Here is a 23,671-nt window from a genome sequence, read left to right on the forward strand (position 1 = left end):
CATGCCCGAGATACAGTCTGTGCTGGAGCGGGAGCTCGAGGCGCGCCGCGAACCGTTCGTGCACGCGACCGTGGTGCGCGCGGTGCGTCCGACGAGCGCGCACGCGGGCGATACGGCGCTCGTGCGCTCGACCGGCGAGATCGAGGGTTTTGTCGGCGGAACCTGCGTGGAGGCATCCGTTCGCCTGTACAGCCTGCAGGTACTCGCAAGCCGCCAGCCGCTGCTGCTCAAGGTCGTCGCCGGTGTGCCGTCGAGCACTGTGGAGGACGGCGCGGTCGAGGTCTCCAACCTGTGCGTCAGCGGCGGGGCGATCGAAATCTTTCTCGAACCGCGCCTTCCGCTGCCACGACTGATCGTGGTTGGGTCGACGCCCGACGCCCAAGCCCTGGCCGCCCTCGCACCGCTGGTCGGCTTCGACCTCGTGCAAGCGGATGGCGCCTCTGCCGCCCTGCAGGCCGGCGACGCTGCGCTGATCGTCGCGTCCCATGGCCGAGACGAGGAGTCCGCGCTGCTGGCGGCGCTGGCTGTGGGAGTGCCGTACGTGGCGCTCGTGGCCAGTCCCAGGCGCGGTGCCGCGGTGCTCGCATCGCTCGACGTATCGCCGGAGCAGCGCGCGCGGGTTTTCAGTCCGGCGGGCCTTGACCTCGGGGCGCGAACGCCCGGGGAGATTGCGGTGTCGATTCTGGCGCAGCTGGTACAGGAGCGGGCCGGACGGGGGCATCCGCTTGGCGCGGCTGGTGCTGGCGCGGCGGTGGGAGCGTCGGTGGGAGCGTCGGATTTGGCGAGCGTCGCCGAGGCGCGTGCTGCCGAGGCGCCTGCCGCGGAGCCGAAGAACACCGGCGTCGTCCTCGACCCGGTCTGCGGCATGTCTGTGGCCGTGATGTCGTCGACTCTGCAGGTCGAGTTCAACGGTGAGACCGTCTATTTCTGTGCGGCTAGCTGCCGCAAGGCGTTTCTGGCGAATCCAAAGCAGTATGCACCCGCGCGGTAGGCACCCGCGCGGTAGACGCCCGACTGACCGATGGGGGTGGGTGCGTTGGTGACTTTGCCCGAGATCGTGCCCGACGTGGCCGCGCTGCAACGTGCCCTCGACGCCGAAAATTATCTGGCCGACGAAGGGCTCGCAACGGCGGTGTTCTTGGCCGTGCGCATGCGGCAGCCGCTGCTGCTCGAGGGCGAACCGGGGGTCGGCAAAACCGAGATCGCCAAAGCTCTCGCCCGATTGCTCGACACCGAACTGTTTCGGCTGCAGTGCTACGAGGGCATCTCTGCCGGTGAAGCACTGTACGAGTGGAATTACCCCCGTCAGCTGATCGGCATCCGTTTGGCCGAGGCGCACGGGGTCGAACTAGCCGAGACCGAGCTGTTCGGCCGCGACTACTTGCTGCGTCGCCCGCTGTTGCAGGCGATCGAGTACGCGGGACCGCGGCCGGCCGTGCTGCTGCTCGACGAGATCGACCGGGCCGACGCCGAGTTCGAAGCCTTCACCTTCGAGCTGCTCGCCGAGGCGGCGGTCACCAGCAATCGCACCCGCGACCTGCACGACGCGCTGACCCGGCGCTGTCTCTATCACTGGATCGATTACCCGGGGCCGGAGCGGATCGCGCAGATCGTGCGCCGGCGGGTGCCGAGCAGTTCACAGGCGATTGCGACCGAGGCCGCACAGGCCATTACCCGTCTGCGTTCGCTTGACCTAATCAAGCCGCCCGGAATCGCCGAGGCCATCGATTGGGTGGGAGCGCTCGGGGCGCTCGGTATCGAGCAGCTCAGCCGCCGGGCGGTCGAGCAGACCTGGGGTTTCGTGCTGAAGAATCGTGACGATCTAAATCTCGCTGCCGCTCGCGGCGGCGCCTGGGTCGCGCAGGCTGCCGATGCCTGAGCGCGAAGAACGTGGCAGCGAGCCTGGCGGCAGCGCACCGGCACTCTGGACCGCCTCAAGCGGGTCGACGCCGAACCTGATGACCACAGGCGGGAATCCGCTGATCGAGGCGGCGTCCCTCGCCGCCGGTTTCAGTACCGCTTTGCACCGCGCCGGACTCCCGGTGTCGCCCGACCGGGCAGCCCGGCTGGCCGAGGCGCTCCGCCTCGTCCCTCCCACCGACCGAGCCGCCCTGTACTGGGCCTGCCGGATCGTGTTCATCTCCCAGCAGCAGCACCTCGCCCGGTTCGACGCGGTGTTTAGCGCCGTCTTCGACGGCCGACTCGACCCGGTCGAAAGCCGCGGCGATCCCAACGCTCCCCCGGCGATCGGCTCGGAAACCCGTTCCAAGGCCGCCCCACCGACCAATCGTCCGGCCGCTACTCCCGAGTCTGGGGACGAACGCCCGCCGGCCCCGTTGCCGGGCACCGACTCGAGCGACACCGATACCACGGGCCCGGAACGCGACGCCATCCTCGCCCTGGCCTCAAACGACGAACACCTGCACGACATGGCGTTCGCTGACCTCGCCCCCGACGAACTTGCCCGACTGCGCCAGCTCGTCGCTCGCATCGTGCTGTCGACGCCAACCCGGCGCAGCCGCCGCCGGCATCCGTCGCCGCACAACCGTGACCGGCTCGATCTGGCCCGCACCGTGCGAGCAGCGCAGCGCAGCGGCGGCGATCCTATCGCCCTGCACCACGCCCGCCGCCGGTCGAAACCGCGCCGACTCGTGCTGCTCTGCGATGTGTCGGGCTCGATGGAGCCGTACACGAGGGTCTTCCTGTCGCTGCTCCAAGGCGCGGCGTCCGGTGCGCGGGCCGAAGCCTTCGTGTTCTCCACCCAGCTCACCCGGCTGACCCGCCAGCTCGCGCTCCGTGACCCGGACCAGGCGCTCGCGCAGGCGGCCGCCACCGCGACGGACTGGGCCGGCGGTACTCGGCTGGCCGCGAGCATCCGTCGATTCATCGATGATTTCGGGCGGCGCGGCCTGGCCCGGGGAGCGGTGATCGTGGTGTTCTCCGACGGTTGGGCGCAGGACGACCCGGCCGACGTCGACGCCCAGATGGCACGCCTGCGCCGACTCGCGCACCGCATTGTCTGGGTGAATCCACGCAAGGTCGCCGTCGATTACCGGCCGCTCGTGGGCGGTATGGCAGCCGCGCTCCCCTACTGCGATGCCTTCGTCAGCGGCCACAGCTACGCGGCCCTGATCGAGGTGGCGGCCGCGATTCGCGGTGACCCGCCAGCATCCGATCAACGTGCAATCTCCCACCAACCGACCTGACCCAGCAGAGGACACCCTGATGCAAATCGACACCACTTTCACCGTCATCGCCCCCGTCGACACGGTGTGGAACACCCTGATGGACTTCGAACGCGTCGCTGGTTGCGTGCCGGGCGCACAGATTCTGAACAAACTCAGCGACGACAACTACCAGGTCGGCATGAAGGTCAAGCTCGGCCCGATCACCATGCAATACCGCGGGCAGATGAACGTCGACGAACGCGACGTCGAGGGGCACCGCGCAGTCTTCTCCGGCAAGGCCCAGGAAACCCGCGGTCAGGGCACCGCGCAGGCCACCGTCACGCTCGAACTGGTCGAAACCGACGGCGTGACCCAGGGCACGGTCAGCGCCGACCTGTCGCTTTCCGGCAAGGCGGCGGCGATGGGCAAGGGGGTCATCAGCAGCGTCACCGAGCAGATGATAGGTCTGTTCGCCGGCAATCTGCAGGACCTGATCGAGGGCAGTACCCGTGCTGATTCAGACGGTGAAGCGGATGCCGCAGCCACGGCCGCCGACAGTGCTGCCACCCGCGTAGGCGAGCACGTCGACGACCCGGGCGCCCTCGCCCAGGGCTCCCCCCGTGCCGTCGCCGATATGAGTGAGATTCCACCCGGTGATGCCCCGGCCACCGACACCCACCCCGACGTCACGCCGGATGTCCCCGCCCGGCCCGCCACGCCGCCGGGCCCCCTTCCGCCGCGCACGACTCCCGCTGGTGGGCACCGCGGGGCCCCGTACCGGGCAGCGCCGGCTCCGAGCCTCGACGCTCTGAGCCTGGTCAAGGGCGTCATCGCCGACCAGCTGAGCGACCCGGTGAAACTTGTAGGTCTGCTGGCCACGGTAGCGTTCATCGCATACCGAATCGGTCGGCGGGCATCCGGCCGCTAGAGTCTACCGACGACAGAAGGGAGCCCGGCATGCGTGAAGTTCTCAATACCCTCTTCGCTGGCTGGCAGGGCGGCGCGACGGCGGGCCTCGCTACCGTCGTGCGCACCTTCCAGTCAGCACCTCGGCCGGCCGGCGCATCGATGCTGGTCAACGCTGACGGCACGGTGGCCGGATCGGTCTCGGGCGGCTGCGTCGAGGGCGCCGTCTACGAACTGGCCACCCAGGTCGCCGCGGATGGCGTACCGGTGCTCGTGCGCTACGGTATCAGCGACGACGACGCCTTCGCGGTGGGGCTGACCTGCGGCGGCATCCTCGACGTCTTCATTGAACCCGTTTCCCGCGGCACCTTCGCACTGCTCGAGGGGGTGCACGACGACGTGGATGCCGGGCGCCCGGTGGGGGTCGCCACGGTGATCGAGCATCCGGATGCCAGCTGGATCGGCCGCCATCTCGTGGTGCGCCCGCATGGATTCGAGGGCGATCTCGGTTCGGACCGCGCCAACCACGCCATCGGCGACGACACCCAGGGGTTGCTCGCCGCCGGCCGCAACACAACGCTCACCTACGGTCCAGACGGCGAGCGTCGTGGCGCGGGCATGCGGGTGTTCTTTGCGAGCTACGCGCCCCGGCCCCGCCTGCTCGTCTTCGGAGCGATCGATTTTGCCACCGCTCTGGCCCGGCTCGGAACCTTTCTCGGCTACCGAGTCACGGTCTGCGATGCCCGTGGCGTGTTCGCCACCGCCGCTCGCTTTCCCGGGGTCGACGAGATCGTGGTGAGCTGGCCCGACCGTTACCTGCGCGAACAGATCGCGGGCGGCCTCATCGATCCCCGCACGGTCATCTGTGTGCTCACCCACGACCCGAAATTCGACGTTCCCCTGCTCGCCGCCGCCCTGCACGGCCCACCGGTGGCGTACATCGGCGCCATGGGATCCCGCCGCACCCACCTCGACCGGCTGGAACGGCTGCGCGCAGTCGGAGTGACCGACACGCAGCTGGCCCGGCTGCGCAGCCCGATCGGCCTCGACCTCGGCTCGCGCACGCCCGAGGAGACGGCGGTCTCGATTGCGGCCGAGATCATCTCGCTGCAGTGGAGCGGAAGCAACGCTCCCCTGCACACGCGCGTTGACTCGATTCACCACGACGATCTGGTCGACCCGAACCCGCCGCTGGCGCCATCCCTGCCGTCATCGTCATCGTCATCGTCATCGAATCAGGCTGTGGATAGCGCGTCCAATCAACGAACCGGCCTGCGCAGCTAGCCATCGGCAGCGCCCCCAATTCGACCCGAAACTGCCCGGCCCCTTCCCGGGTTTTTCGCAAGAAGCCAACTCTGGTCCCTTGGGCAAGCATCAGACCTGCGAGATGCTCGCTTTCCGCCCCATGAACAAGCGCCAGTCACAAGATGCCACCTTGACCCGATGGCATGCCCTGGGCGCCACAGGCTGGCAGCGATAAGCTCGACGGATGGCTCTCGCATCCACTGTCCCCGTGCAGTTTGCACAAAGCACTGACCGACCCGGAGCCCGATGAGCATTCTGGACGCCGTCAGGTCAGTGCTGTTCGTGCATGCCCACCCCGACGATGAGACCATTGGCACCGGCGGCCTCATCGCGCATCTCGCGAGCCGCGGTATTCGCATCACCCTGGTCACGGCCACGCGCGGTGAGCGCGGTGAAGTCATCGTCGGACCGCTCTCGAATCTCGCTGGCACCGCGGCCCTAGCCGAAGAGCGCGAGCGTGAACTCGAGCGCGCCGCCCGCACGCTCGGCGTCCACGATTGCTTTTGGCTCGGCGAGGTACCGGTTCGCGCGCCTGGGCTGCCCGAACGCCGTTACCGCGACTCCGGCATGGAGTGGATTCGCTCCGGCTTGGCCGGCCCAGCCGCCGATTCCGAAGAGGATGCCCTTGCCCGCGCTCCGCTCGACGAGGTCACCACCGACCTCGTCGCCGTTCTCCAGCACGTGCAACCGAGCCTCGTCATCAGCTACGACGCCACCGGCGGCTACGGCCACCCAGACCACGTGCGCGTGCACGACGCCGCGCTCGCCGCCAGCCGAGCACTCGCCATTTCGTACGCCGAAATTCTCGACACGCCCACAGCGGATGCGGAGTGGTTCGATTTTGAGACCCAGCGCGCCACCGTCGTGGCTGCCCTGCGCTGCCACGCCAGCCAGCTCAGTGTCGACGGCGACGACATCGTGCACTCCGGCGGCCAGCGGCAACCCATCCGCCCATCGATCGGTCTCCGCCTGCGCTGACCATAGCATCCGCTTAAACCAGATGAGGCCACCCAGGGGTGGCCTCATCCAAGACAAAACAGCGTGTGACAGAACCGATGGTGGAGATGCGGGGAATTGAACCCCGGTCCACTGCTGTGGTCATATGCCTTCTACGGGTGTATCCAGTGAAATCGCTTTCTCGGCCCCGGAATTTGCCACTGGCATCTACTCCGACAGGCCCAGCCTTCGTTTAAGTCCCTCTACATCCCGTGGCTCAATGTAGAAGCAATCTCTCTAAATGGCGTCAGGATCCGGGTAGAGAGCATTCCCGGTCTGGCGGACTTCTTTAGTGCTTTCGCTTAGGCAGCGAGAGCGAAGTCAGTGCGCTTTGAATTGGCACTTATTGTTTTGCAGAGATCGTTTACGAGATAACCCTGCATCCTCGACCCGCTTCTCACAATTGCGCAAACAATGTCGAAACCGATCATCCCCCTACACATCACACGCTTTACAAATTGAAAGCTCATGCGATGGGTTCGTGTCACACGCTGTTGAATTACCAATCTGCACCAGTTGCGGGGCAGCCCTCCATACTACTACAGAAGTCCCTAGTCGCCTAGTCGCCGAGGTGCCGTTGTGCCGATATCGCGCGGTCCGATTCGCGCTTGTCGGTGCGTTCCCGCAGCGTCTGGCGCTTGTCGTACTCTTTCTTACCCTTGGCGACGGCGATCTCAACCTTGGCCCGACCATCCGCGAAGTAAATCCGCAGCGGAATGAGCGTATAACCGCCCTCCTTGGTCTTGTGGCTGATCTTGATGATCTCCTTCTTGTGAAGCAGGAGTTTGCGCTTGCGGCGCGGCGGGTGGTTGGTCCACGAGCCGCCGGAATACTCCGGGATGTGCACCGCATCCAGCCAGGCCTCGCCGCCCTCGATGAAGGCGTAACCATCGACCAGGGTGGCCCGGCCTGCGCGCAGCGATTTGACCTCGGTGCCGCTCAAAACCATTCCAGCCTCGTAGGTGTCACTGATGAGGTAATCATGTCGGGCCTTACGGTTGGTCGCCACGACCTTTTCGCCACGTTCCCTGGGCATGTACCTCACCTCAATTCGTAGTCAGTTCAGATACTGTAAGCGGATGCCGTCGGCCGAACCGGCAGGCAGCCTACTAGTCTACCGGCCCCGCGCCCGATCGCTGTGCGCGGGCCTGCACTTGAGGTTCAAACCTTGAGGTAGCGGGTGATGGCGAAGTTGGCCGAGAACGCGGCGAGCACCGCGCCGACCACGAGCAAGATGGGTACCACGACGAGCGCGTCGTCCATACCGACCAGGGCGAAGCCGGTGAGTCTGGCCCCGAGATACCCCTGCACGAAGAAGTAAACGAGGGCCAGGATCGCGCCGCCAGCCAGCAACGAGCCGAGCAGCGCCGCGAAGACGCCCTCGAGAATGAACGGCGTTTGAATGAACCGGTTGCTCGCGCCGACCAGTCGCATAATGCCGAGTTCGCGACGTCTGGAGAACGCCGACAAACGGATGGTCGTTGCAATCAGCAGCGCTGCCGCGATCAGCATCAACCCGGCAATACCAATGGCCGTGTAGCTCGCTACGTTGAGCACCGAAAAGATCTGATCAAGATATTTACGCTGGTCAGCGACATTTTCTACGCCGACTACCCCGGATAGGCTCTCCACGAGCACGGCGGACTGAGAGGGATCGTTGAGGTTGACCCAGAAGGTCTGGTTCAACTGATCCGCGGTGACATAATCGGCGACCGGGTTGCCGGCGAACTGCTTCTTGAAATTCTCGAAGGCCTGCTCGTGCGTCTCAAAGTAATAAGTGTCGATGAACGGCGCCAGGGTCGGCGATTCGAGCAGGGCCTCGACGGCTGCAATCTGCTCCTTCGAGGCGTCGCCGCCGGTGCAGGTTTCGCCCGGCGAGATGTCAGAACACATGTAGATGCCGACCTGCGCCTTGTCGTACCAGAAGTTCTTCATCTGGCCGATCTGCATCTGCATCAGCACGGCCGCACCAACGAAGGTCAGCGAGATGAAGGTGACGAGCACCACAGAGACGACCATGGATGCGTTGCGTCGCAGGCCGTTCGCGGCCTCGGAGAGCACCAGTCCGAGCCTCATCGGTTCGGCCCCACGTTCTGTTCGCCGGTTTGGTCTGGTTTCTCTCCTGGTGCTCGCAGGCCGAGTTTCTCGGCGAGGGTGAGCTGTTCGGGGGCGTCGTCAGGGGCGTCGTCAGGGGCGACCGGAAGAACCGGGCGCGCCATCGGCGGCGTGGCCCCTGCAAGACCGGCCTCTTGCGCAGCAGGAGATTCGGCGGCGGGAGCCGGCACAACCGGTGTCGGAACAACCGGTGTCGGATCAACCGATGTCGGATCAACCGATGTCGGATCAACCGATGCGGCCGCTGCTGCAACCGCGGCTGCCGCCGCCTGGTGCAGCGATACGGAGGTTTCGGGAACCGGCGCCGACGGATGCGTCAACGAGGGTTGGGCCGCGGCCCGAGCCGCGACGGTGGCCGACGCGACCGGTACGGGTCCGCCCGCTGCGGCATCCGCTTCAGAACTGGGCACGATGGTCGGGATGGACGCGGTGGCGTAGCCGCCTTGACGTTCGTCACGCACGATCTCGCCGTTGACGAGTTCGATCACGCGGCGCTGCATCTTGTCGACGATGCCGGCCTCGTGGGTGGCCATGATGACGGTGGTGCCTCCCGCATTGATGCTCGCGAGCAGCGCCATGATCTCGGCGCTCGTGGTGGGGTCGAGGTTTCCGGTGGGCTCATCAGCCAGCAGAATCTGGGGCTTGTTCACGATGGCGCGGGCAATGGCCACGCGCTGCTGTTCGCCACCGGAGAGTTCATGCGGCAGGCGCTGCGCTTTCTCGGCCAGGCCGACCATCTTTAAGGTGTCGGGTACGGCTTCCTGAATGAAGCCGCGGCTTTTACCGATGACCTGCAGGCTGAACGCGACGTTGTCGAACACGGTCTTGTTCGGCAGCAGCCGAAAGTCCTGGAAGACCACGCCCATGTTGCGGCGAAAGTACGGCACCTTGCGGTTCGAGATCGACCGCAGGTCCTGGCCCAGCACGTGAATGCTGCCGCTGGTGGGCTTCTCCTCCTTGAGCACGAGCCGCAGGCAACTCGATTTTCCCGATCCGGAGGCGCCGACCAGAAAGACGAATTCGCCTCGCAAAATCTCGACGTCGATCGAGTTCAGTGCCGGCCGAGAGGTGCCGGGGTATTTCTTGGTTATGTGATCAAAGCGGATCATAGCTCTTAGAGCCTAGGCATCCGCGGCCGTTTTCCCTACAGCGACATACCCGCGGGCCCTAAGCCCCAGCAAGCCTTTAGCCTTCGGGTGCCTTCTTGCGCCAGCGGATGCCCGCCGAAATAAATCCGTCCAGGTCACCATCGAAGACGTTGCTCGGGTTGTTGACCTCGTACTCGGTGCGCAGGTCCTTGACCATTTGGTATGGCGCGAGCACGTAGCTGCGCATCTGGTCTCCCCAGCTCGCCGTGATGTTGCCGGCGAGTTCCTTCTTGGTCGCGGCTTCCTTCTCGCGCTCTAGCACCAGCAGCCGGGACTGCAGCACGCGCATGGCGGCTGCCCGGTTCTGAATCTGGCTTTTCTCGTTCTGACAGCTCACCACGGTGCCGGTGGGCAGGTGGGTGATGCGCACGGCGGAGTCGGTAGTGTTGACGGACTGGCCGCCGGGGCCGCTCGACCGGAACACGTCGACGCGAATGTCACCGTCGGGCACCTCGATCGACTCGGTCTGTTCGATCAGCGGCACGACTTCGACGGCGGCGAACGAGGTCTGGCGTTTGCCGGCCGAGTTGAACGGGCTCATTCGCACCAGGCGGTGCGTACCGGCCTCGACGCTGAGCGTGCCGAAGGCGTATGCGGCGTCAACCTCGAAGGTCGCGCTCTTGATGCCTGCCTCTTCGGCGTAGCTGATGTCGAGCACTGTGGTGCGGTAGTCGTGCTGTTCCGCGTAGCGCAGGTACATGCGCAGCAGCATTTCGGCGAAGTCGGCGGCATCCACTCCCCCGGCACCGGCGCGAATGGTGATGACGGCGTTGCGTTCGTCGAATTCGCCGTTGAGCAGGGTCTGCACCTCGAGCTCGCCGAGCAGTTTCTGCAGACTGGCGAGTTCGACGGTGGCCTCGTCGGCCAGTTCCTGGTCGCCCTGGCCGTCATTGGCCATCTCCACGAGCACCTCGAGGTCGTCGAGGCGGGCTCCGATGCTTTCGATGCGGGCCAGTTGCGACTGCCGGTGGCTGAGGTCGCTCGTCACCTTCTGGGCGTGCTCGGTGTCGTCCCATAAATCGGGCATGCCGGCCTCGCCGCTGAGGTCGTCAATCTCCCCGCGCAGTCGATCAATGTCGATTACCGAGCGGATGTCGCCGAACGTGGTCCGCAGCGCGGCGATCTGTACTGAGAAATCCAAGTCAATCATGTTCTGTTCAGCCTACCGGGCGACGGCTCGGTGATGCCTGGCTCGTGGGAGCACCGGGTGAACGGCACGGTCAGGAAAGCACGAACGGGATCGCTCTGCGAGTAGCATCGAAACCGATGAGCAACCACGAGCGCCCCTTCAGCCTGCGCTCGGTCGCCCTGGTCGCGTTTCTGCCGACCCTGCTGTTTTCGATCGGCGAAGGCGCGATCATCCCGCTGATCCCCGTGCTCGCAAGTGACCTTGGAGCTTCCCTGGCCATCGCCGGCGTGATCGCGGCGATGGTTATGCTCGGTGAGCTGGTCGGCGATATTCCCAGCGGCTGGATCGTTTCGCACATCGGGGAACGCAACGCGATGATCTGGGCATCCGCTCTCACAATCGGTGCCGTGGTCGTCTGCATTGTCGCTCCCAATCCGTTCGTGCTCGGTCTCGGCATCTTTCTAGTCGGCCTCGCCACGGCCATTTTTGCACTCGCCCGGCATGCCTTCATGACCAACTATGTGCCGTTGGTCTACCGAGCCCGCGCGCTGTCGACCCTCGGCGGCGTATTTCGAGCCGGCTGGTTTGTCGGCCCCTTTCTCTCGGCCGGCCTGATCCGTCTCACCGGCGGTACGCAGGCCGTATTCTGGGTGTTCATCATCTGCTGCGTCGCCGCATCAGCAACGCTGCTGTTGTTGCCAGACCCGTCAAAAACCTTCGTCACTCCCTCGGGTGATACTGCCATATTCGACGCCACCGACACGAGCACCGGCGCGATCAGCAGCACCGGAACGGCGCGACCGGCCGTGCCGGTGCAGGGATTGTTCCAGACCATTTGGAGTCACCGCGGAGTGCTTGTACGGCTCGGTACCGGAGCCGGCCTGATCGGTGCTATGCGCGCCAGCCGCACGGTGATGCTGCCGCTCTGGGCGGTCAGCATCGGCATCAGCGCCCCCGACACGGCATTGATCATCGGCATCGCCGGCGGCATCGATTTCGCCCTGTTCTATGTCAGCGGCCAGATCATGGACCGGTTCGGCCGCATCTGGAGCGCCCTGCCCTCGATGATCGGTCTCGGCGCCGGCCATCTGGCGCTCGCGTTCACCCACGACCTGCCGAGCAACGTCGAGTGGTTCATCGGCGTGGCCATGTTTCTCTCGCTCGCCAACGGGGTCGGTAGCGGCCTGTTGATGACGCTCGGCGCCGACCTCGCTCCGCGGCCGAATCCCGCACCGTTCCTGGGCGCCTGGCGATTCACGGCCGACTTCGGCAGCGCCGCAGCTCCCTTGGCGGTCGCCGGCATCACCGCTCTGGTCTCACTCTCGGTCGCCAGCGGGATGATGGGGACGATCGGCCTCTGCGGCGCGGTGCTGCTGCGCCGCTACATCCCGCGCTACGCCCCGCATCGCCCCGGCCGTCTGCTCTAGCCCTACAAACCCGACTGAGGGGAATGTTCACGGGGGCGCGCGTGTTGGGGCAGATATGCCCCTCATCGGAGAATACGAACCAAGCACCGCCCAGTGGGTGCGCGACCAGGTCGACCTGTACGAGAAGTCCGGCGGCACCGAGGGCACCACTCTGCGTGGTATGCCCGTGATCGTACTGACCACCGTCGGCCTCAAGAGCGGCAAGCTGCGCAAGGCGCCGCTCATGCGCGTCGAACACGACGGCCACTATGCGGCCGTCGCCTCGCTCGGTGGCAGCCCCAAGAACCCCGTCTGGTACGCCAACGTCATCGCGCACCCAGAGGTCGAGCTGCAAGACGGGCCACAGAAGTGGGACATGCGCGCCCGCGAGGTCACCGGCGAAGAAAAGGCCATCTGGTGGGAGCGCGCCGTGGCAACATTCCCCGACTACGCCGCCTACCAGGTCAAGACCGAGCGCGAGATTCCTGTTTTCGTGCTCGAACCCATCTAATAAGGGTGGCGAAAGCAACCACCCGCAAGGCGTCGATCGACCGGATCACGCTGCCCGACCTCGACGACGACGACGGGGCGCTGCTGCGCTCGGGTGACGGTCGCGAGGCCGAGCGCTACACCGGCGTGAGCCTCGACGGCCGCGACCTGACCGGCATCTCGTTCGGGAGTGTGAATTTGTGGGAGTCTCCCTGCATGAGACCAAGCTGCGCGGAGCATCCTTCTCGGAATGTCTCGCCACTGACCTGCACGCCCCGGTGTTCAGCGCACCACGCTCGAACTGGCGTGACGTGCCGATCAACCATGCTCGACTGGGCTCGGTCGAGGTCTACGAAGCGACGCTGCGCTCGGTGTACCTTAACGGGTCGAAGCTCGATTTCGTGAACCTGCGCAACGCCACCCTGACCGATGTGCTGCTGAGCAACTGCATTATCGACGAACTCGACCTCGGCAGCGCCACTGTACAGCGCCTCGAACTGCAGAACTGCCGCATCGGCACACTCGACGTCGGCGGCGCCAAGCTCATGGACGTCGACCTGCGTGGGGGCGACTTCGCGGCCATCCGCGGTCTCGAGGGCCTGCATGGCGCCACTATCGACGATGCTCAGCTCAGCTTGCTGGCACCGCTGCTCGCCGCCCACCTCGGCCTGCGCGTCGAATAGGCCCGGCTCGATAAGCGGATGCCCGGCGCCAGCCTCGCAGCACCGTGCCGCGCAGTCAACGGCGCAGGGTCAACGACACGGGTTCAGGTGCTCAGAATCAGGGGATCGCGACCGCGATCAGCTCGAGGTCGGACTTCGGCCGGTCTCGCTGCGTAGCGATCGCGGCCCCGGCGGCCACGCAGACCACGACGATCGCTATCTGCTGCAGCAGCGTGAAGGTCTCGCCGAGCACGAGCGCGCCGAACCCGGCGGCGATCACCGGGCCGAAGCTCGTGATGATCGCGTACAGGCGCGGGCTGATCCGTCGCAGAATGTAGGTGTCGAGCGTATACGGAAAGGCCGAGGAGACGACTCCCACGAGTAGGAGCAACCCGACGACGCCCCAGGTGAATGCCGACAGGTCGAGGGTGAACACGGCGAACGGCACCACGATCACGAGGCTGACCAGGCTGGCGATGGAGATGCCCTCAAGGCCGGAAAATTCGGTCGCCACTCGGCGGGTCAGCAAAATGTAGCAAAACCAGGAGGCCGCTGCGGTCAGGGCGAGCGCGATGCCGAGCAGGTTGAGCGTGCCATCCGACCAGGTCAGCAGAAACACTCCCCCGGCGGCGGCCGCGGCGCAGATGAAGTCTAGGATGCGGCGGCTGGTGACGAGGGCGAGAGCGAACGGGCCGAGAAATTCAATGGTCGCCGCAACGCCCAGCCCGAGCATGCTCACGGCCTGATAAAAGCTGAGATTCATCACGGCGAGCACGACGCCGAGGGCGAGCGGCGGCCAGATGCGGCTCCAGGTCAGGTTTTTGAGCTTGGGCCGGGCCAGCGGCAGCACGACGATCACCATGACGATCTGCCGGGCTGCTACGACGACGGGTGAGCCGACGAGGGGAATGAGCAGTCCGGCCAATGACGACCCGAAATTGATGCTGACTTCGGTGGCGAGCTGAGCTCCCGCACCGCTCAATTGGTCTCGCTGGGTGCGCACTCTGCTCCTGTCGGCGCCGTCGGGGCACCTACCGACAATACCGCGTGCGGCATCCGCTCTCAGAATGCGCGAGCGGGGCGACTTACGGCTGCAGTGGAACGAACTGGTATTCGCTTGTGAGATGTTCGTGCTGGCAGGCACCGCAATAGAGCACTCCGGAGACACGCATCGCGTCGACCCGTGAGGAGCATTGAACGACCTTGGGCCCACAGCATGGCGAAATCACCATGAAACCACCCGATTCGGCCGGATCGTGACCGCTCAATCCGCGGTCATGGTGCATTCCCTCGCAGGGGAGAAGAGACTCGAAGTCGAGCTGCTCCACACTGCGCTCATCAACTTCGTATCGGTCTACTAGTGCATGCATGATTTCACAGCCGTTCTCGGAGGTACTGAGCCGCCATGCTGGGCTACGTCAACCGGTGGCGACCAGCCCGGTTGAACGACGACCCGAGGTCGCCGGCGCTACCAACCGGGGACCGGGGCTGGAACGAGTGTCGACTGCGGTATAAAAATGCGGGGCTTCCTACGGGGAGGAGGCCTCTGTGTCGACTACGTGTCTGTGCATAGTACGCTTTCACCCTGAATACGCCAGTGTGATTGTGTGAGGCTCATTTCCCTCGTCGTGCACCGGCTCCGGCAGCTACAAACGCCTAGTGGAACACTGCCCGGGACACCGCAGTCACCTCGAGCGGGACCCCATCGGGAACCACGAGGGTAAGCACGGGTGGGCGCCACCACGACCGCAGGGTCACCGACGCGCTCTGCCCGTCAGCGGATGCCACACTCGTCACGCCGAGCGCCTCGAACGAGGGATGGGGAACGAGGCGCAGGTATTCATCCACCGCGGCTGAGACATCACCCGAGCGCAGCTGCGGACGTGGCCCCACCACGCCGACCTGCACCTCGCTGAGAGTGAAGGCCTCGGACCCGGCGAGCGCGGCCCCGTCGGCGAGGGTCAGCAGCCGCTTGTGCTCGAGGTAGAGCGAGGTTGCGGACAGCGCCACCAGCACGAGGCTGAGGGCGAGAAAGCCGTAGAAGATGATGAGCAGCAGGGTCGACCCGTCCTCGGCCCCGGCGTGCGGCAGACGGCGGGTCATTCGAGGCTGCCAAACCGGGACACGATCTGCGTCGATGCCGCGGTCATCGGTACGCTCGCACTCTGGCTGAGAGCGAGCAGGTTGGGCATGAGCGGCAGGGCGATGCCGATGCGCACGGTGACCGTCACGAGAGCCTGGCGGGTGAGGCATTGGCTCGGCCCACCGGAGCACTCGATCTGCACCTCGGCATCTCCGGCATCCAGTCCGTAGTCTTCGAGCGCGAAGGCCACTGCCCGCCGAGCGCGCTCGGTCCCCGTGGCTTGGTCCGGGGACTGCACGTAGACCCTGGCTGCCTGCCGCGCGGCGCCCTCCACGGCGAGCGCACCGCCCTGCAACGACGACAGGGCGAGCACGAGGTAGACCAGCGGAACCAGCAGGATCATTCCCGCTGTGATGAACTCCAGCGATGCCGAACCGGCCTCGCTCCCGGGCGCCCCGGAGCGACTATTCCAACGTCTCGACCGCGGCATGCGCGACCACCTCCAGTCCGCGCGGGGCACCGAGTAGGCCCATCAGCGGCAGTGGCGCCACCACGCGCACTTCGACGCTCGGGTAGTCAGTACTCAGTCCGTAGCGGGCGACCACGTCGGTGGCATAGGTCGCTCCGATGGCGGTCGTGATCAGATCGCGCGTTCGCGCAGCTCCGGCGGGCAGGCTGCTGTCGGCGAGCGTGGCATAGCGGGCGCCCTCGGCCGCCGCATCGAGCACGGTGTTGCGAATGTGCAGCGCGAGCGCCAGCTGCATGACCATGAGTGTGAGAAAGGTCAGCAACGACACCACCATGACGAACTCGGCCACGGCGGAACCCGCCTCGTCGCGCAACGTGGGAAAGCGCAACCAGGCGAGCCACCGCATTCGCTTGTGCACGGGTCGGTCAGAAACTGCTGACGCGATCCATGGCCTGCTGGAAGACCCCGCTGAGGGCCGGACCGGCAAGACCCCAGATGATCAAAACCAATCCGGTCGGAACGTGTGTAGGGTAATCAATATGAACACAATCATTTACGTGAGACAGTCCCTCGATCGGGACGGGGCAGGTGCAGCCGTAGAGCGCCAACTCACCGAATGTCGCGAGTTCTGCAAGGCAAAAGGGTGGAAGGTGACCACTGTCCTCGAGGACAACGACATCAGCGCGACGAGCGGGAAACGTCGACCCGCATTCGAGGCGCTGCTCGTGAGCAATCCTGGGCGCATCGTCGTGTGGCACGTCGACCGCCTTATTCGGCTCTCTCGTGAACTCGAGCGCGTGATTGACCTCGGAGTGAACGTGCACGCCGTGAAATCCGGCCATGTCGACCTGAGCACCCCAGCCGGCCGCGCAGTAGCCAAGACCATCACCGCGTGGGCGCAGTATGAGGGGGAGCAGAAAGGTATCCGCCAAGTCGCCGCGAACGTGCAGCGCGCAAATGCAGGCGTGTGGCAGTTCTCGAATCGGCCGTATGGTTACGAGCGTGTCGGGGGGAAGGTTCAGATAGTGGAATCAGAAGCCATCGTGCTGCGCGAAGCCTACAACCGCTACCTGTCGGGCGAGTCCTATTACGCCGTCGTGGAGGACTTCAACGCTCGAGGCACGCTGACCGTAACAGGGAAGCCGTGGAGCATCACGACGCTGCGCGCTCGCCTGCGGAATCCGGCCTATGCGGGCATCCGTGAGTACAAGGGCGAAGTCGTGGCAGAGGGCGACTGGGAGCCGATCATCACGCGGGAAAAGTGGAACGAGTACACCCGGCTCCGCACACACCGAAAGACGCCACACGACTGGAGCAACAAGACCAAATATTTACTGTCTGGACTTGCCCTCTGCGCAGTGTGTGGCGGTCGAATGCTGGCCCGCCCAGACTATCCGCGCAAGGGCGTAGACAGACCGCCACGGATCGCTTACGCCTGTACCGACAAGTGGTGCACTCAGCGCGACCAAGAGCGCTTAGATGGGCTCGTGGAGGGCGTCATCATCGCCCGATTCTCCCGGCCGGACGTGCTTGAACTTATGCGCGTAGACCAGGACATCGCGCCGCAACAGGCCGAAGCGCTCGTGCTACGTGGACGGTGGGATGACCTTGCCGAGCTCGTGGCAGATGGAACGATGCGCCCGGCCGCGGTGCGCGAACAGGTTGCGACTATCCAGGGGAAGCTCGCCCGGATTCAAGCCGTCATCGACGCTGCTCGCGGTGGATCCACAATGACCGATTTAGCCCTAGCAGAGGATACGGCCAGCGCGTGGGCGCTGCTCGGCTTGCCTCAAAAGCGGCAGGTGATCGCCTCGCTCATGACAGTTACCGTGTCCAAGCAAAAGAACACGAGGGTATTTGATCCCGAAGATGTGGCTATCGCGTGGCTGTCATAGGCGCGTAGTCCTGAAAGTGCCCCCGAGCTGATACAACAACTCGAGGGCAAGATCCGCAACACCAAGCAAGGAGAAACGAATCATGAACACTGTAACCAATGTTGGAACCACCATGAACGACGCATCACGCACCGAGATCGACAGCCTATGGACCGCGGCGCAAAACACGCCGTGCAAGTATGCCGAATGCACCGGTGAAGGCCATGAATATATTTTGCCCGAATCTGAGTGGTCCCACGAGGCCATGAATACCAGTTTTGACGGAAAAATCGTGCTCGGCTCCATCTCTGATCATCTAGGCACATTTACCGGATATATCAGCTTTGAGGGAAACGGCGAGATGACGGCCGCGGAGTTTAGAGACGCAGCTGATACCTACGAGGCGTTCCCCGAATGGCTTCGCGCTATGGCTGATCGCATGGACGCGCTCGCAGCGTAACCAATCGACACCCCGGGCAGGTCGGTAATCGTTACCGACCTGCCCCCAGAAGGGAAGAACCATGAAGCAAACAATCCTGGCCCTATGCGACCGCGGAAGCGGTGCCCACGTTCTCGCGCGCCTCGTGCACGACGATGGGGAAGCGAAGATAAGCGTGGCAGTTGGCATCCCAGGTCCAAAGAAAGCACTATCGACGCCGCGCACTCTGTCCAATCAGTCTGAGACTTGGGGCACCATAAGTCTCGCGTCCATCGAGTCCTCAGATGTCGATGAAGGTGTTAGTGCGTTCTGCGGGAACTGCCGTCGCGCGTATCGATTACGATTTCGCGCCATCGTCGCCGCATATCGAAATGGAGAGCCACCTGTAATTCTTGCCCGCATCGAAACCTAGATTCCGGCGTGTCGCGCCATATGCACCATGCAATGCAGTAGCATAACAACCAGCTTCAAAGAATGCCCCGCCTATTGCTGGCGGCATACCGTTATCACCTTGGGCAAGGATGACATCACCGAAAAGGTGTTGTTATTTTGCTATCCGAAAAATCGTCCAAGCGCCAAACTGTCGCCAAGATAGCCGCTGCGGCTCGCTGGGGTAATCCTTCCCCCGAGATCGCAGTCGCACACCGTGACCTAGCCGCCGAGCGCCTCGCTGACTACATCACCAAGGTTGTCAGCAAAGCCCCGCCGCTCACCCCCGAGCAACGCGATCGGCTCGCCTCGCTGCTGCGCCCCGTTGGGCGTGCAGCCTAGTGGCAGAGCAAAACCGGCCCCTGGCAACGGGACCGGCTCAAATTCTCACTCGCGGCTCGAATACTTCTACAGTACCGCCCACCGAGCCGACCTCAGCAGAATCCGCGCCCCTGATCGGCGCGACCGTCGAAACCCGCCTCGCCGTCGAGCTCGTGCGCCTCGTGGCCGACGAAATCAAGCTCGACGACCTCACGCCCGCCCTGCAGGGTTACGTGCTGCACGGTCACCGGCTCGCGCTGGCATCACTGCTCCCCGAGTACACCCGGCTCGAGGCTGCGCTCGATCAGGCAACCGCCGACCGTGATCGGTATTACGCGGCCGCATTCAACCCGCGCTCGCCTATCAAGATCGGGCCGAGCTACGCGGAGTTGGAAATCACTAGGGCCGAGATCTACTCAGGCGGCGCCAAGTGAGCGCGGATGCCGTCATTCTCGACGGCTCGACGGTTACAGACGGTTCAAGCGGTTCATTACTGGGGTCTACCCTGACCGAAGTTCGGGAATGGCTCGCCCGGTTCATCTCGGTGCCCGACCCCCTCGACCTCGACCTACTCGCGCTCTGGGCTGCGCACACTCACGTTGCACTCGAAACGTATTCCACCCCTCGGCTCGTGCTCGACTCGACGATGCCAGGGAGCGGTAAGACCACCGTTCTGGAACATCTACAGAGGCTCTGCCACGACCCGATTCAGGCCGCGTCGATATCCTCCCCCGCATTGCTCGCCCGGATGCTCTCAAAGGGAATCCGAACGATCCTGATTGACGAAGTGGACCGGTCTCTCGACCCGAAGAAACCGGGAGTGGAAGACCTCATTGCCATTCTCAATAGCGGGTACAAGCGCGGCGCCACTCGCCCCGTGCTCGTGCCGGCCAAGGGCGGCGAGTGGGACGTAGCAGAGATGTCGACCTACGCTCCGGTCGCAATGGCGGGCAACTCGCCCCACCTGCCCGACGACACCCGCTCACGGTCGATCCGCGTGCTGCTCATGCCTGACCTGTACGGAGTAGTTGAATCCTCCGACTGGGAAGAGATCGAAGCGGATGCCCGCGACCACGCCGAAGCGCTCGCGAGTGCAATGGACGCCGCCCGGGAATTCATCCGCACCGCTCGCCCCGACCTGCCCACCGGCTGCGTAGGCCGCATGAAGGAGAAGTGGAACCCGCTCAAGCGTGTTGCTGCTGCTGCGGGCGGTACGTGGCCCGAGGTCGCAGACCGCCTGATCGACCGAGACATTCAAGAGGTAGAGATGGAACGAGAAGAGGGTCTTATGAAGCTCCCGCCCCAAATGGTAATGCTCATGGACCTGTACGCGGTATGGCCCGAGAGTGAGCCGTTCGTGAACACCAACGAGCTCGTGAGTCGGTTGATCCAGACTAACCCCGACTACTGGGATGCCGGGAGCGCCTACGGTCGCGCGCTCACCGTGCAGCGACTCGGCAGAACGCTCGTGCTTATCAAGATCAGGTCTTCGAAGAACTCGCGGGACCAGCGCGGATATGCTCGCGCCGACTTCCTCAAGTCGTGGCGACAGTCCGGCATCACCCCCCGACAGGAACCGTCTAAACCGTCTGAGACTGTCGAAGTGTCTGCCGATACCCCTGTAATCAAACCGCTTGAACCGTCGCAAACCGTCGAGCCGTCTACAACCTGCCGAGTCTGCGCCGCTCCCCTGCTCGCCCCGGCCTCGCGCGCTGCGGGTATCTGCGGGAAGCGCAACCCCGAGCACGACGCCGAGCGGGTCGCAGCATGAGCCGCGCCACCGAGGCATTCATTCGCCTACAGGTCGCCATGCTCACCACGGACCCGGCGTGCCAGAGGGATGACCGTTTCACCGACGACGACCAGGCGATAGGCGAACTCGCGCCCATCTGCCGAGCCTGCCCGCTATACGACCTCTGCGCCACCTATGCCGAGCTCGACCGGCCGATCGGTGGAATCTGGGCCGGCAAGCGGTACCGAAACAACATCAAGTCCAACACGCACCACGAAAAGGAGAACTAATCATGGCTCAGTACCACACCCCAGACGGACCCGGCCTAGAACCGCTCATCCGCGAGCTCAAGGACATCCGCACACAGCTGCGAGACTTGCAGCGTCCGTCTGGAACGAACATCGGCAACACGGCCGCCCAGGTGCAACTGTTGGTCGCCAAGGTAGAGCTGCTCGTTATCAAGGTCAACGAAACCCTCCTGACCATCGATGCGGACGTGCAGGCTTCCATCAGCGCGAACTCGTATACGAAGACGGTCATCGACCAGAGGATTGCGGATAAGGTAGCCAGCCCACCGAGCGGCTCGGCAGTAACCGGAAACATCAGCGCGACTGGCGGAATTACTGCTGGCAGCAACGTAGGTGCGACGGGCAACGTGAGTGCTGGCGGGAGCGTGAGCGCTGGTGGTGCGGTATCTGGAGCCACCGGGACATTCAATTCAGGGATTAATGCGCTCTCCGTGCACAGCACCCTGCTGACATCGGACTACAGGTCGGTCTACGTCGATAGCACCGGAAAATTCGGGTACCGACTGTGACCGCGGCATATGGCAGCGATGAATGGACAGAGAACGTGGCCGGCACGGTCTGGCAGCTGATCGCTGCTCGTGGCGATGATGCTCAACGTTCCAACATCATGGAAGACGCTCTGACCGGATTTAGCCCCGCCGAGGTCGGTCTGTTCACCGGGCACGTGCTGGGGGAAATTCTCTCCACTGTCGATGGGCTCGTGGTTGACCACCCCCAGACCGAAGATCTGATGCTGGTGATCGAGTCCAAAGCGGAGTTGGCGAGCATATTCCAAGGACTGGGCACGCTGTGAAGCCGTCGCCGCGCCCGGCAGCGCACTACCTCCATGCTGGCGGTGGTGTTGTCATCGTCCCAGCCAGGGTGGCCGCGTACCTCAATCGGTACGCCGGTCTAGAGCAATTTCGGCGGGAACACCGCGGGCAAGACCCTGAGGTTGACGAGGTACTCGTCGCGTTACTGACATCCGAAAAAACTTGGCGCAGTTCCGTGCTCGGAACCCGCCCTGCAGCCCTACCGGACCCCGAGCCACACTGTGAATGGCTCACAACGACACAGGCTGCGAACCGGCTCGGAATGACAGACCGCGGCATCCGCAAGGCAATCGCAACAGGTCGGCTCCAAGCCGAGTCGGTAGATGGCCACTGGCGGATAAGCCGCGAACAACTACAGCACTTCCGAGCAACCCGACCACGCGCAGCGTGACCGAACCAACACACCAGGAGAAACTAGATATGAGTGAAATGAAAGTGCGGCTCCTCGAGTCGCGAAAGTCCCAGCACGCCGAGGCGCAGCGCATTGTCGACCGTGCCAAGGGTGAGAAGCGGAACCTCACTAAGATCGAAGACGGAAAATTCGAGGATCTGATGGACAACGTCCGGTCTCTCGATGGGACGCTTGACCGGCTCGAGTCGGATGAAGCTTCTGCCGCCTCCGCGGTCGCGTCCATGCGACAGCTTATGGGCGGGCGAATTCACGCCTTGGGAACGGGCGCAGACCGCGACCTCAACGACCGATTCCGCAACTCGATCCGCACCCGTTCATTCGAGCCGATCGAAATTCACGTCCCCAGCGACGAACTGCGCTCCGGCTACCAGCCCGGCATTGAGCAGCGCGCCCTCGCCACGTCCTCGGGCTCCGGTTTGGTGGGAACCAGCTTCTTCAACCGGCTCACTCGTCATTTGGTTGAGTCCAGCTCGATTCTCGCGGCCGGCGCCACGGTCCTGCAAACTGAAAGCGGCGAACCCCTCAAGGTGCCGAAATCCACGGCGTACAGCGCAGCGGCAATCGTCACCGAAGGCTCGCTGATAGGCACAAGCGACCCGAGCCTCGGATCAATCACCCTCGGCGCGTACAAGTACGGCTTCCTAGTTCAAGTCAGCTACGAGCTGGCCGAAGACGAGAAATTCGACCTGCTCGGCTTCCTCGCCGAACAGGCCGGCGTCGCGATCGGTAACGCATTCGGCGCCCACGCGATCACCGGAACGGGCACCGGACAGCCCCGCGGCATCCTTACCGATGCTGTGCTCGGCGTGACAGGCCCGACCGGCACCGCAACATCATTCGGTACGCAGACCACGGCTGGGCAGGGTGGCGACCTGCTGCTTGACCTTGCCGCATCGGTAGCCGAGCCGTACGCCCGCAGCTCGTCCGCCGCGTGGCTCATGCGCAGCGCAACGCTCAACGCGATCCGCAAGCTCCGCGACAGCACCGGCCGCTACGTGTTCTCAACGGACATCATCCCCGGCTCTGGCTCCGCAGGAACCCTGCTCGGTCGCCCGGTCTATACCGACCCGACCATGCCTGCCATGGCTGCAGGGGCCAAGTCGGTCGCATTCGGTGACATCAGCCGCTACTGGGTGCGACAGGTCAACGGACTCCGCTTCGAACGGTCCAACGACTACGCATTCGCTAACGACCTCGTGACCTTCCGTTGCCTAACTCGACTCGACGGCAGCATGGTCGACACTTCCGGGGCAATCAAGTACTTCGCCCACAGCGCTACCTAACCAGCACCATCAGGGAGCCGCCTGCAGCCCAGTAGGCGGCTCCCCACCCCCACAGCTTGCGTCAACCTCACCGCCTGGGGACCGTGCAGCGAGACACGCACACGGGCCATGGACCAGGACAACGGATTGGATGGCCGGATAGCGCAATTCCTTTCATGCGCAATGACCCGACCAGCGCACCAGGTG

At 64.4% G+C, this 23,671-nt stretch carries 27 protein-coding genes and 1 other RNA gene; 19 read left to right on the plus strand and 9 right to left on the minus strand.

The features are described 5' to 3' along the window. The first annotated feature begins 1 nt into the window (after position 1). The 6 genes from CXY71_RS15645 (at position 2) to CXY71_RS15670 (ending at position 6,356) form a co-directional block, all read left to right on the plus strand. Entirely contained in the window at positions 2 to 991 is a 990-nt protein-coding gene (locus tag CXY71_RS15645) for an XdhC family protein (RefSeq protein ID WP_104137354.1), read from the plus strand. A gap of 48 nt (positions 992 to 1,039) precedes the next feature. After that, on the plus strand, positions 1,040 to 1,879 hold the full coding sequence (locus CXY71_RS15650) for a MoxR family ATPase (protein WP_233204666.1): 840 nt from the start codon (positions 1,040 to 1,042) through the stop codon (positions 1,877 to 1,879). Next, positions 1,872 to 3,206, plus strand: a complete 1,335-nt coding sequence (locus CXY71_RS15655; RefSeq protein ID WP_233198406.1) for a VWA domain-containing protein — start codon at positions 1,872 to 1,874, stop codon at positions 3,204 to 3,206. Before CXY71_RS15650 ends, CXY71_RS15655 begins: the two co-directional genes overlap by 8 nt. A gap of 19 nt (positions 3,207 to 3,225) precedes the next feature. Continuing rightward, on the plus strand, positions 3,226 to 4,095 hold the full coding sequence (locus CXY71_RS15660) for an SRPBCC family protein (protein ID WP_104137361.1): 870 nt from the start codon (positions 3,226 to 3,228) through the stop codon (positions 4,093 to 4,095). 29 nt (positions 4,096 to 4,124) lie between these two features. Then, positions 4,125 to 5,357 carry an XdhC/CoxI family protein gene (locus tag CXY71_RS15665; RefSeq protein WP_104137364.1) on the plus strand — a complete coding sequence of 411 codons (1,233 nt, stop codon included), beginning with the start codon at positions 4,125 to 4,127 and terminating at the stop codon, positions 5,355 to 5,357. Between the two features lie 267 nt (positions 5,358 to 5,624). Continuing rightward, positions 5,625 to 6,356, plus strand: a complete 732-nt coding sequence (locus tag CXY71_RS15670; protein WP_104137366.1) for a PIG-L family deacetylase — start codon at positions 5,625 to 5,627, stop codon at positions 6,354 to 6,356. Between the two features lie 78 nt (positions 6,357 to 6,434). Here the strand turns inward: CXY71_RS15670 and ssrA are convergent. From ssrA to prfB, 5 genes are all read right to left on the minus strand, one after another. Then, positions 6,435 to 6,809: a transfer-messenger RNA gene (ssrA, locus tag CXY71_RS15675) on the minus strand. A gap of 124 nt (positions 6,810 to 6,933) precedes the next feature. Further along, entirely contained in the window at positions 6,934 to 7,410 is a 477-nt protein-coding gene (smpB, locus tag CXY71_RS15680; RefSeq protein WP_104137369.1) for an SsrA-binding protein SmpB, read from the minus strand. A gap of 125 nt (positions 7,411 to 7,535) precedes the next feature. Further along, positions 7,536 to 8,450: a permease-like cell division protein FtsX gene (ftsX, locus tag CXY71_RS15685; protein WP_104137372.1), complete on the minus strand. Its 915-nt coding sequence runs from the start codon at positions 8,448 to 8,450 to the stop codon at positions 7,536 to 7,538. Further along, the gene (ftsE, locus tag CXY71_RS15690) at positions 8,447 to 9,598 is read right to left on the minus strand and encodes a cell division ATP-binding protein FtsE (protein ID WP_104137375.1); all 1,152 of its coding nucleotides are present in this window, start codon (positions 9,596 to 9,598) and stop codon (positions 8,447 to 8,449) included. The genes ftsX and ftsE overlap by 4 nt, the downstream gene beginning before the upstream one ends. A 76-nt stretch (positions 9,599 to 9,674) precedes the next feature. Then, on the minus strand, positions 9,675 to 10,787 hold the full coding sequence (gene prfB, locus CXY71_RS15695) for a peptide chain release factor 2 (RefSeq protein WP_104137378.1): 1,113 nt from the start codon (positions 10,785 to 10,787) through the stop codon (positions 9,675 to 9,677). Between the two features lie 116 nt (positions 10,788 to 10,903). Here prfB and CXY71_RS15700 point away from each other — a divergent pair, with 116 nt between their 5' ends. From CXY71_RS15700 to CXY71_RS15710, 3 genes are all read left to right on the plus strand, one after another. Then, the gene (locus CXY71_RS15700; RefSeq protein ID WP_104137381.1) at positions 10,904 to 12,193 is read left to right on the plus strand and encodes an MFS transporter; all 1,290 of its coding nucleotides are present in this window, start codon (positions 10,904 to 10,906) and stop codon (positions 12,191 to 12,193) included. 55 nt (positions 12,194 to 12,248) lie between these two features. Beyond that, on the plus strand, positions 12,249 to 12,683 hold the full coding sequence (locus CXY71_RS15705) for a nitroreductase family deazaflavin-dependent oxidoreductase (protein WP_104137384.1): 435 nt from the start codon (positions 12,249 to 12,251) through the stop codon (positions 12,681 to 12,683). Between the two features lie 178 nt (positions 12,684 to 12,861). After that, positions 12,862 to 13,344, plus strand: coding sequence for a pentapeptide repeat-containing protein (locus CXY71_RS15710; protein WP_104137390.1), 483 nt, complete (start codon positions 12,862 to 12,864; stop codon positions 13,342 to 13,344). Between the two features lie 97 nt (positions 13,345 to 13,441). Here CXY71_RS15710 and CXY71_RS15715 read toward each other — a convergent pair whose 3' ends face one another. The 4 genes from CXY71_RS15715 to CXY71_RS15730 all read right to left on the minus strand — a co-directional run bounded on the left by CXY71_RS15715 (position 13,442) and on the right by CXY71_RS15730 (position 16,293). After that, on the minus strand, positions 13,442 to 14,326 hold the full coding sequence (locus CXY71_RS15715) for a DMT family transporter (RefSeq protein ID WP_104137392.1): 885 nt from the start codon (positions 14,324 to 14,326) through the stop codon (positions 13,442 to 13,444). A 653-nt stretch (positions 14,327 to 14,979) separates the two neighbouring features. Next, complete coding sequence (locus CXY71_RS15720) at positions 14,980 to 15,426, minus strand: pilus assembly protein TadG-related protein (RefSeq protein WP_104137395.1); 447 nt, start codon at positions 15,424 to 15,426, stop codon at positions 14,980 to 14,982. Further along, positions 15,423 to 15,896, minus strand: coding sequence for a hypothetical protein (locus CXY71_RS15725; RefSeq protein ID WP_104137398.1), 474 nt, complete (start codon positions 15,894 to 15,896; stop codon positions 15,423 to 15,425). The genes CXY71_RS15720 and CXY71_RS15725 overlap by 4 nt, the downstream gene beginning before the upstream one ends. Further along, positions 15,871 to 16,293, minus strand: a complete 423-nt coding sequence (locus tag CXY71_RS15730; RefSeq protein ID WP_368665894.1) for a TadE/TadG family type IV pilus assembly protein — start codon at positions 16,291 to 16,293, stop codon at positions 15,871 to 15,873. Before CXY71_RS15730 ends, CXY71_RS15725 begins: the two co-directional genes overlap by 26 nt. A gap of 121 nt (positions 16,294 to 16,414) precedes the next feature. On the opposite strand from CXY71_RS15730, the gene CXY71_RS15740 reads away from it, so the two are divergent. The 10 genes from CXY71_RS15740 (at position 16,415) to CXY71_RS15785 (ending at position 23,485) form a co-directional block, all read left to right on the plus strand. Next, complete coding sequence (locus CXY71_RS15740; RefSeq protein ID WP_104137404.1) at positions 16,415 to 17,770, plus strand: recombinase family protein; 1,356 nt, start codon at positions 16,415 to 16,417, stop codon at positions 17,768 to 17,770. Between the two features lie 82 nt (positions 17,771 to 17,852). Continuing rightward, positions 17,853 to 18,209, plus strand: coding sequence for a hypothetical protein (locus CXY71_RS15745; protein ID WP_146072855.1), 357 nt, complete (start codon positions 17,853 to 17,855; stop codon positions 18,207 to 18,209). 528 nt (positions 18,210 to 18,737) lie between these two features. Then, a complete protein-coding gene (locus CXY71_RS15750) occupies positions 18,738 to 18,959 on the plus strand; it encodes a hypothetical protein (RefSeq protein WP_104137410.1) in 222 nt (73 codons plus the stop codon). After that, a complete protein-coding gene (locus CXY71_RS15755) occupies positions 18,959 to 19,372 on the plus strand; it encodes a hypothetical protein (RefSeq protein ID WP_104137413.1) in 414 nt (137 codons plus the stop codon). The genes CXY71_RS15750 and CXY71_RS15755 overlap by 1 nt, the downstream gene beginning before the upstream one ends. Then, positions 19,369 to 20,709, plus strand: coding sequence for a DUF3631 domain-containing protein (locus CXY71_RS15760; RefSeq protein ID WP_104137416.1), 1,341 nt, complete (start codon positions 19,369 to 19,371; stop codon positions 20,707 to 20,709). The genes CXY71_RS15755 and CXY71_RS15760 overlap by 4 nt, the downstream gene beginning before the upstream one ends. Beyond that, positions 20,706 to 20,960 carry a hypothetical protein gene (locus tag CXY71_RS15765; protein ID WP_104137419.1) on the plus strand — a complete coding sequence of 85 codons (255 nt, stop codon included), beginning with the start codon at positions 20,706 to 20,708 and terminating at the stop codon, positions 20,958 to 20,960. Before CXY71_RS15760 ends, CXY71_RS15765 begins: the two co-directional genes overlap by 4 nt. Positions 20,961 to 20,962: 2 nt before the next feature. Continuing rightward, positions 20,963 to 21,487 carry a hypothetical protein gene (locus tag CXY71_RS15770; RefSeq protein WP_104137422.1) on the plus strand — a complete coding sequence of 175 codons (525 nt, stop codon included), beginning with the start codon at positions 20,963 to 20,965 and terminating at the stop codon, positions 21,485 to 21,487. Further along, on the plus strand, positions 21,484 to 21,771 hold the full coding sequence (locus tag CXY71_RS15775) for a hypothetical protein (protein ID WP_104137425.1): 288 nt from the start codon (positions 21,484 to 21,486) through the stop codon (positions 21,769 to 21,771). Before CXY71_RS15770 ends, CXY71_RS15775 begins: the two co-directional genes overlap by 4 nt. Positions 21,772 to 21,965: 194 nt before the next feature. Next, entirely contained in the window at positions 21,966 to 22,181 is a 216-nt protein-coding gene (locus tag CXY71_RS22710) for a helix-turn-helix domain-containing protein (RefSeq protein ID WP_368665896.1), read from the plus strand. A gap of 29 nt (positions 22,182 to 22,210) precedes the next feature. Next, positions 22,211 to 23,485, plus strand: a complete 1,275-nt coding sequence (locus tag CXY71_RS15785; protein ID WP_104137431.1) for a phage major capsid protein — start codon at positions 22,211 to 22,213, stop codon at positions 23,483 to 23,485. Positions 23,486 to 23,671 lie beyond the last annotated feature (186 nt).

Source organism: Cryobacterium sp. Y62 (assembly GCF_002929785.1).
Taxonomy (GTDB): Bacteria; Actinomycetota; Actinomycetes; order Actinomycetales; family Microbacteriaceae; genus Cryobacterium.

What these genes read in the sequence shown, in the direction of transcription:
- CXY71_RS15645 (WP_104137354.1), top strand. Translation starts at nt 2, where the DNA reads ATGCCCGAGATACAGTCTGTGCTGGAGCGGGAGCTCGAGGCGCGCCGC.
- CXY71_RS15655 (WP_233198406.1), top strand. Translation starts at nt 1,872, where the DNA reads ATGCCTGAGCGCGAAGAACGTGGCAGCGAGCCTGGCGGCAGCGCACCG.
- CXY71_RS15660 (WP_104137361.1), top strand. Translation starts at nt 3,226, where the DNA reads ATGCAAATCGACACCACTTTCACCGTCATCGCCCCCGTCGACACGGTG.
- CXY71_RS15665 (WP_104137364.1), top strand. Translation starts at nt 4,125, where the DNA reads ATGCGTGAAGTTCTCAATACCCTCTTCGCTGGCTGGCAGGGCGGCGCG.
- CXY71_RS15670 (WP_104137366.1), top strand. Translation starts at nt 5,625, where the DNA reads ATGAGCATTCTGGACGCCGTCAGGTCAGTGCTGTTCGTGCATGCCCAC.
- smpB (WP_104137369.1), bottom strand. Translation starts at nt 7,410, where the DNA reads ATGCCCAGGGAACGTGGCGAAAAGGTCGTGGCGACCAACCGTAAGGCC.
- ftsX (WP_104137372.1), bottom strand. Translation starts at nt 8,450, where the DNA reads ATGAGGCTCGGACTGGTGCTCTCCGAGGCCGCGAACGGCCTGCGACGC.
- ftsE (WP_104137375.1), bottom strand. Translation starts at nt 9,598, where the DNA reads ATGATCCGCTTTGATCACATAACCAAGAAATACCCCGGCACCTCTCGG.
- prfB (WP_104137378.1), bottom strand. Translation starts at nt 10,787, where the DNA reads ATGATTGACTTGGATTTCTCAGTACAGATCGCCGCGCTGCGGACCACG.
- CXY71_RS15700 (WP_104137381.1), top strand. Translation starts at nt 10,904, where the DNA reads ATGAGCAACCACGAGCGCCCCTTCAGCCTGCGCTCGGTCGCCCTGGTC.
- CXY71_RS15705 (WP_104137384.1), top strand. Translation starts at nt 12,249, where the DNA reads ATGCCCCTCATCGGAGAATACGAACCAAGCACCGCCCAGTGGGTGCGC.
- CXY71_RS15720 (WP_104137395.1), bottom strand. Translation starts at nt 15,426, where the DNA reads ATGACCCGCCGTCTGCCGCACGCCGGGGCCGAGGACGGGTCGACCCTG.
- CXY71_RS15725 (WP_104137398.1), bottom strand. Translation starts at nt 15,896, where the DNA reads ATGCCGCGGTCGAGACGTTGGAATAGTCGCTCCGGGGCGCCCGGGAGC.
- CXY71_RS15740 (WP_104137404.1), top strand. Translation starts at nt 16,415, where the DNA reads ATGAACACAATCATTTACGTGAGACAGTCCCTCGATCGGGACGGGGCA.
- CXY71_RS15745 (WP_146072855.1), top strand. Translation starts at nt 17,853, where the DNA reads ATGAACACTGTAACCAATGTTGGAACCACCATGAACGACGCATCACGC.
- CXY71_RS15765 (WP_104137419.1), top strand. Translation starts at nt 20,706, where the DNA reads ATGAGCCGCGCCACCGAGGCATTCATTCGCCTACAGGTCGCCATGCTC.
- CXY71_RS15770 (WP_104137422.1), top strand. Translation starts at nt 20,963, where the DNA reads ATGGCTCAGTACCACACCCCAGACGGACCCGGCCTAGAACCGCTCATC.
- CXY71_RS15785 (WP_104137431.1), top strand. Translation starts at nt 22,211, where the DNA reads ATGAGTGAAATGAAAGTGCGGCTCCTCGAGTCGCGAAAGTCCCAGCAC.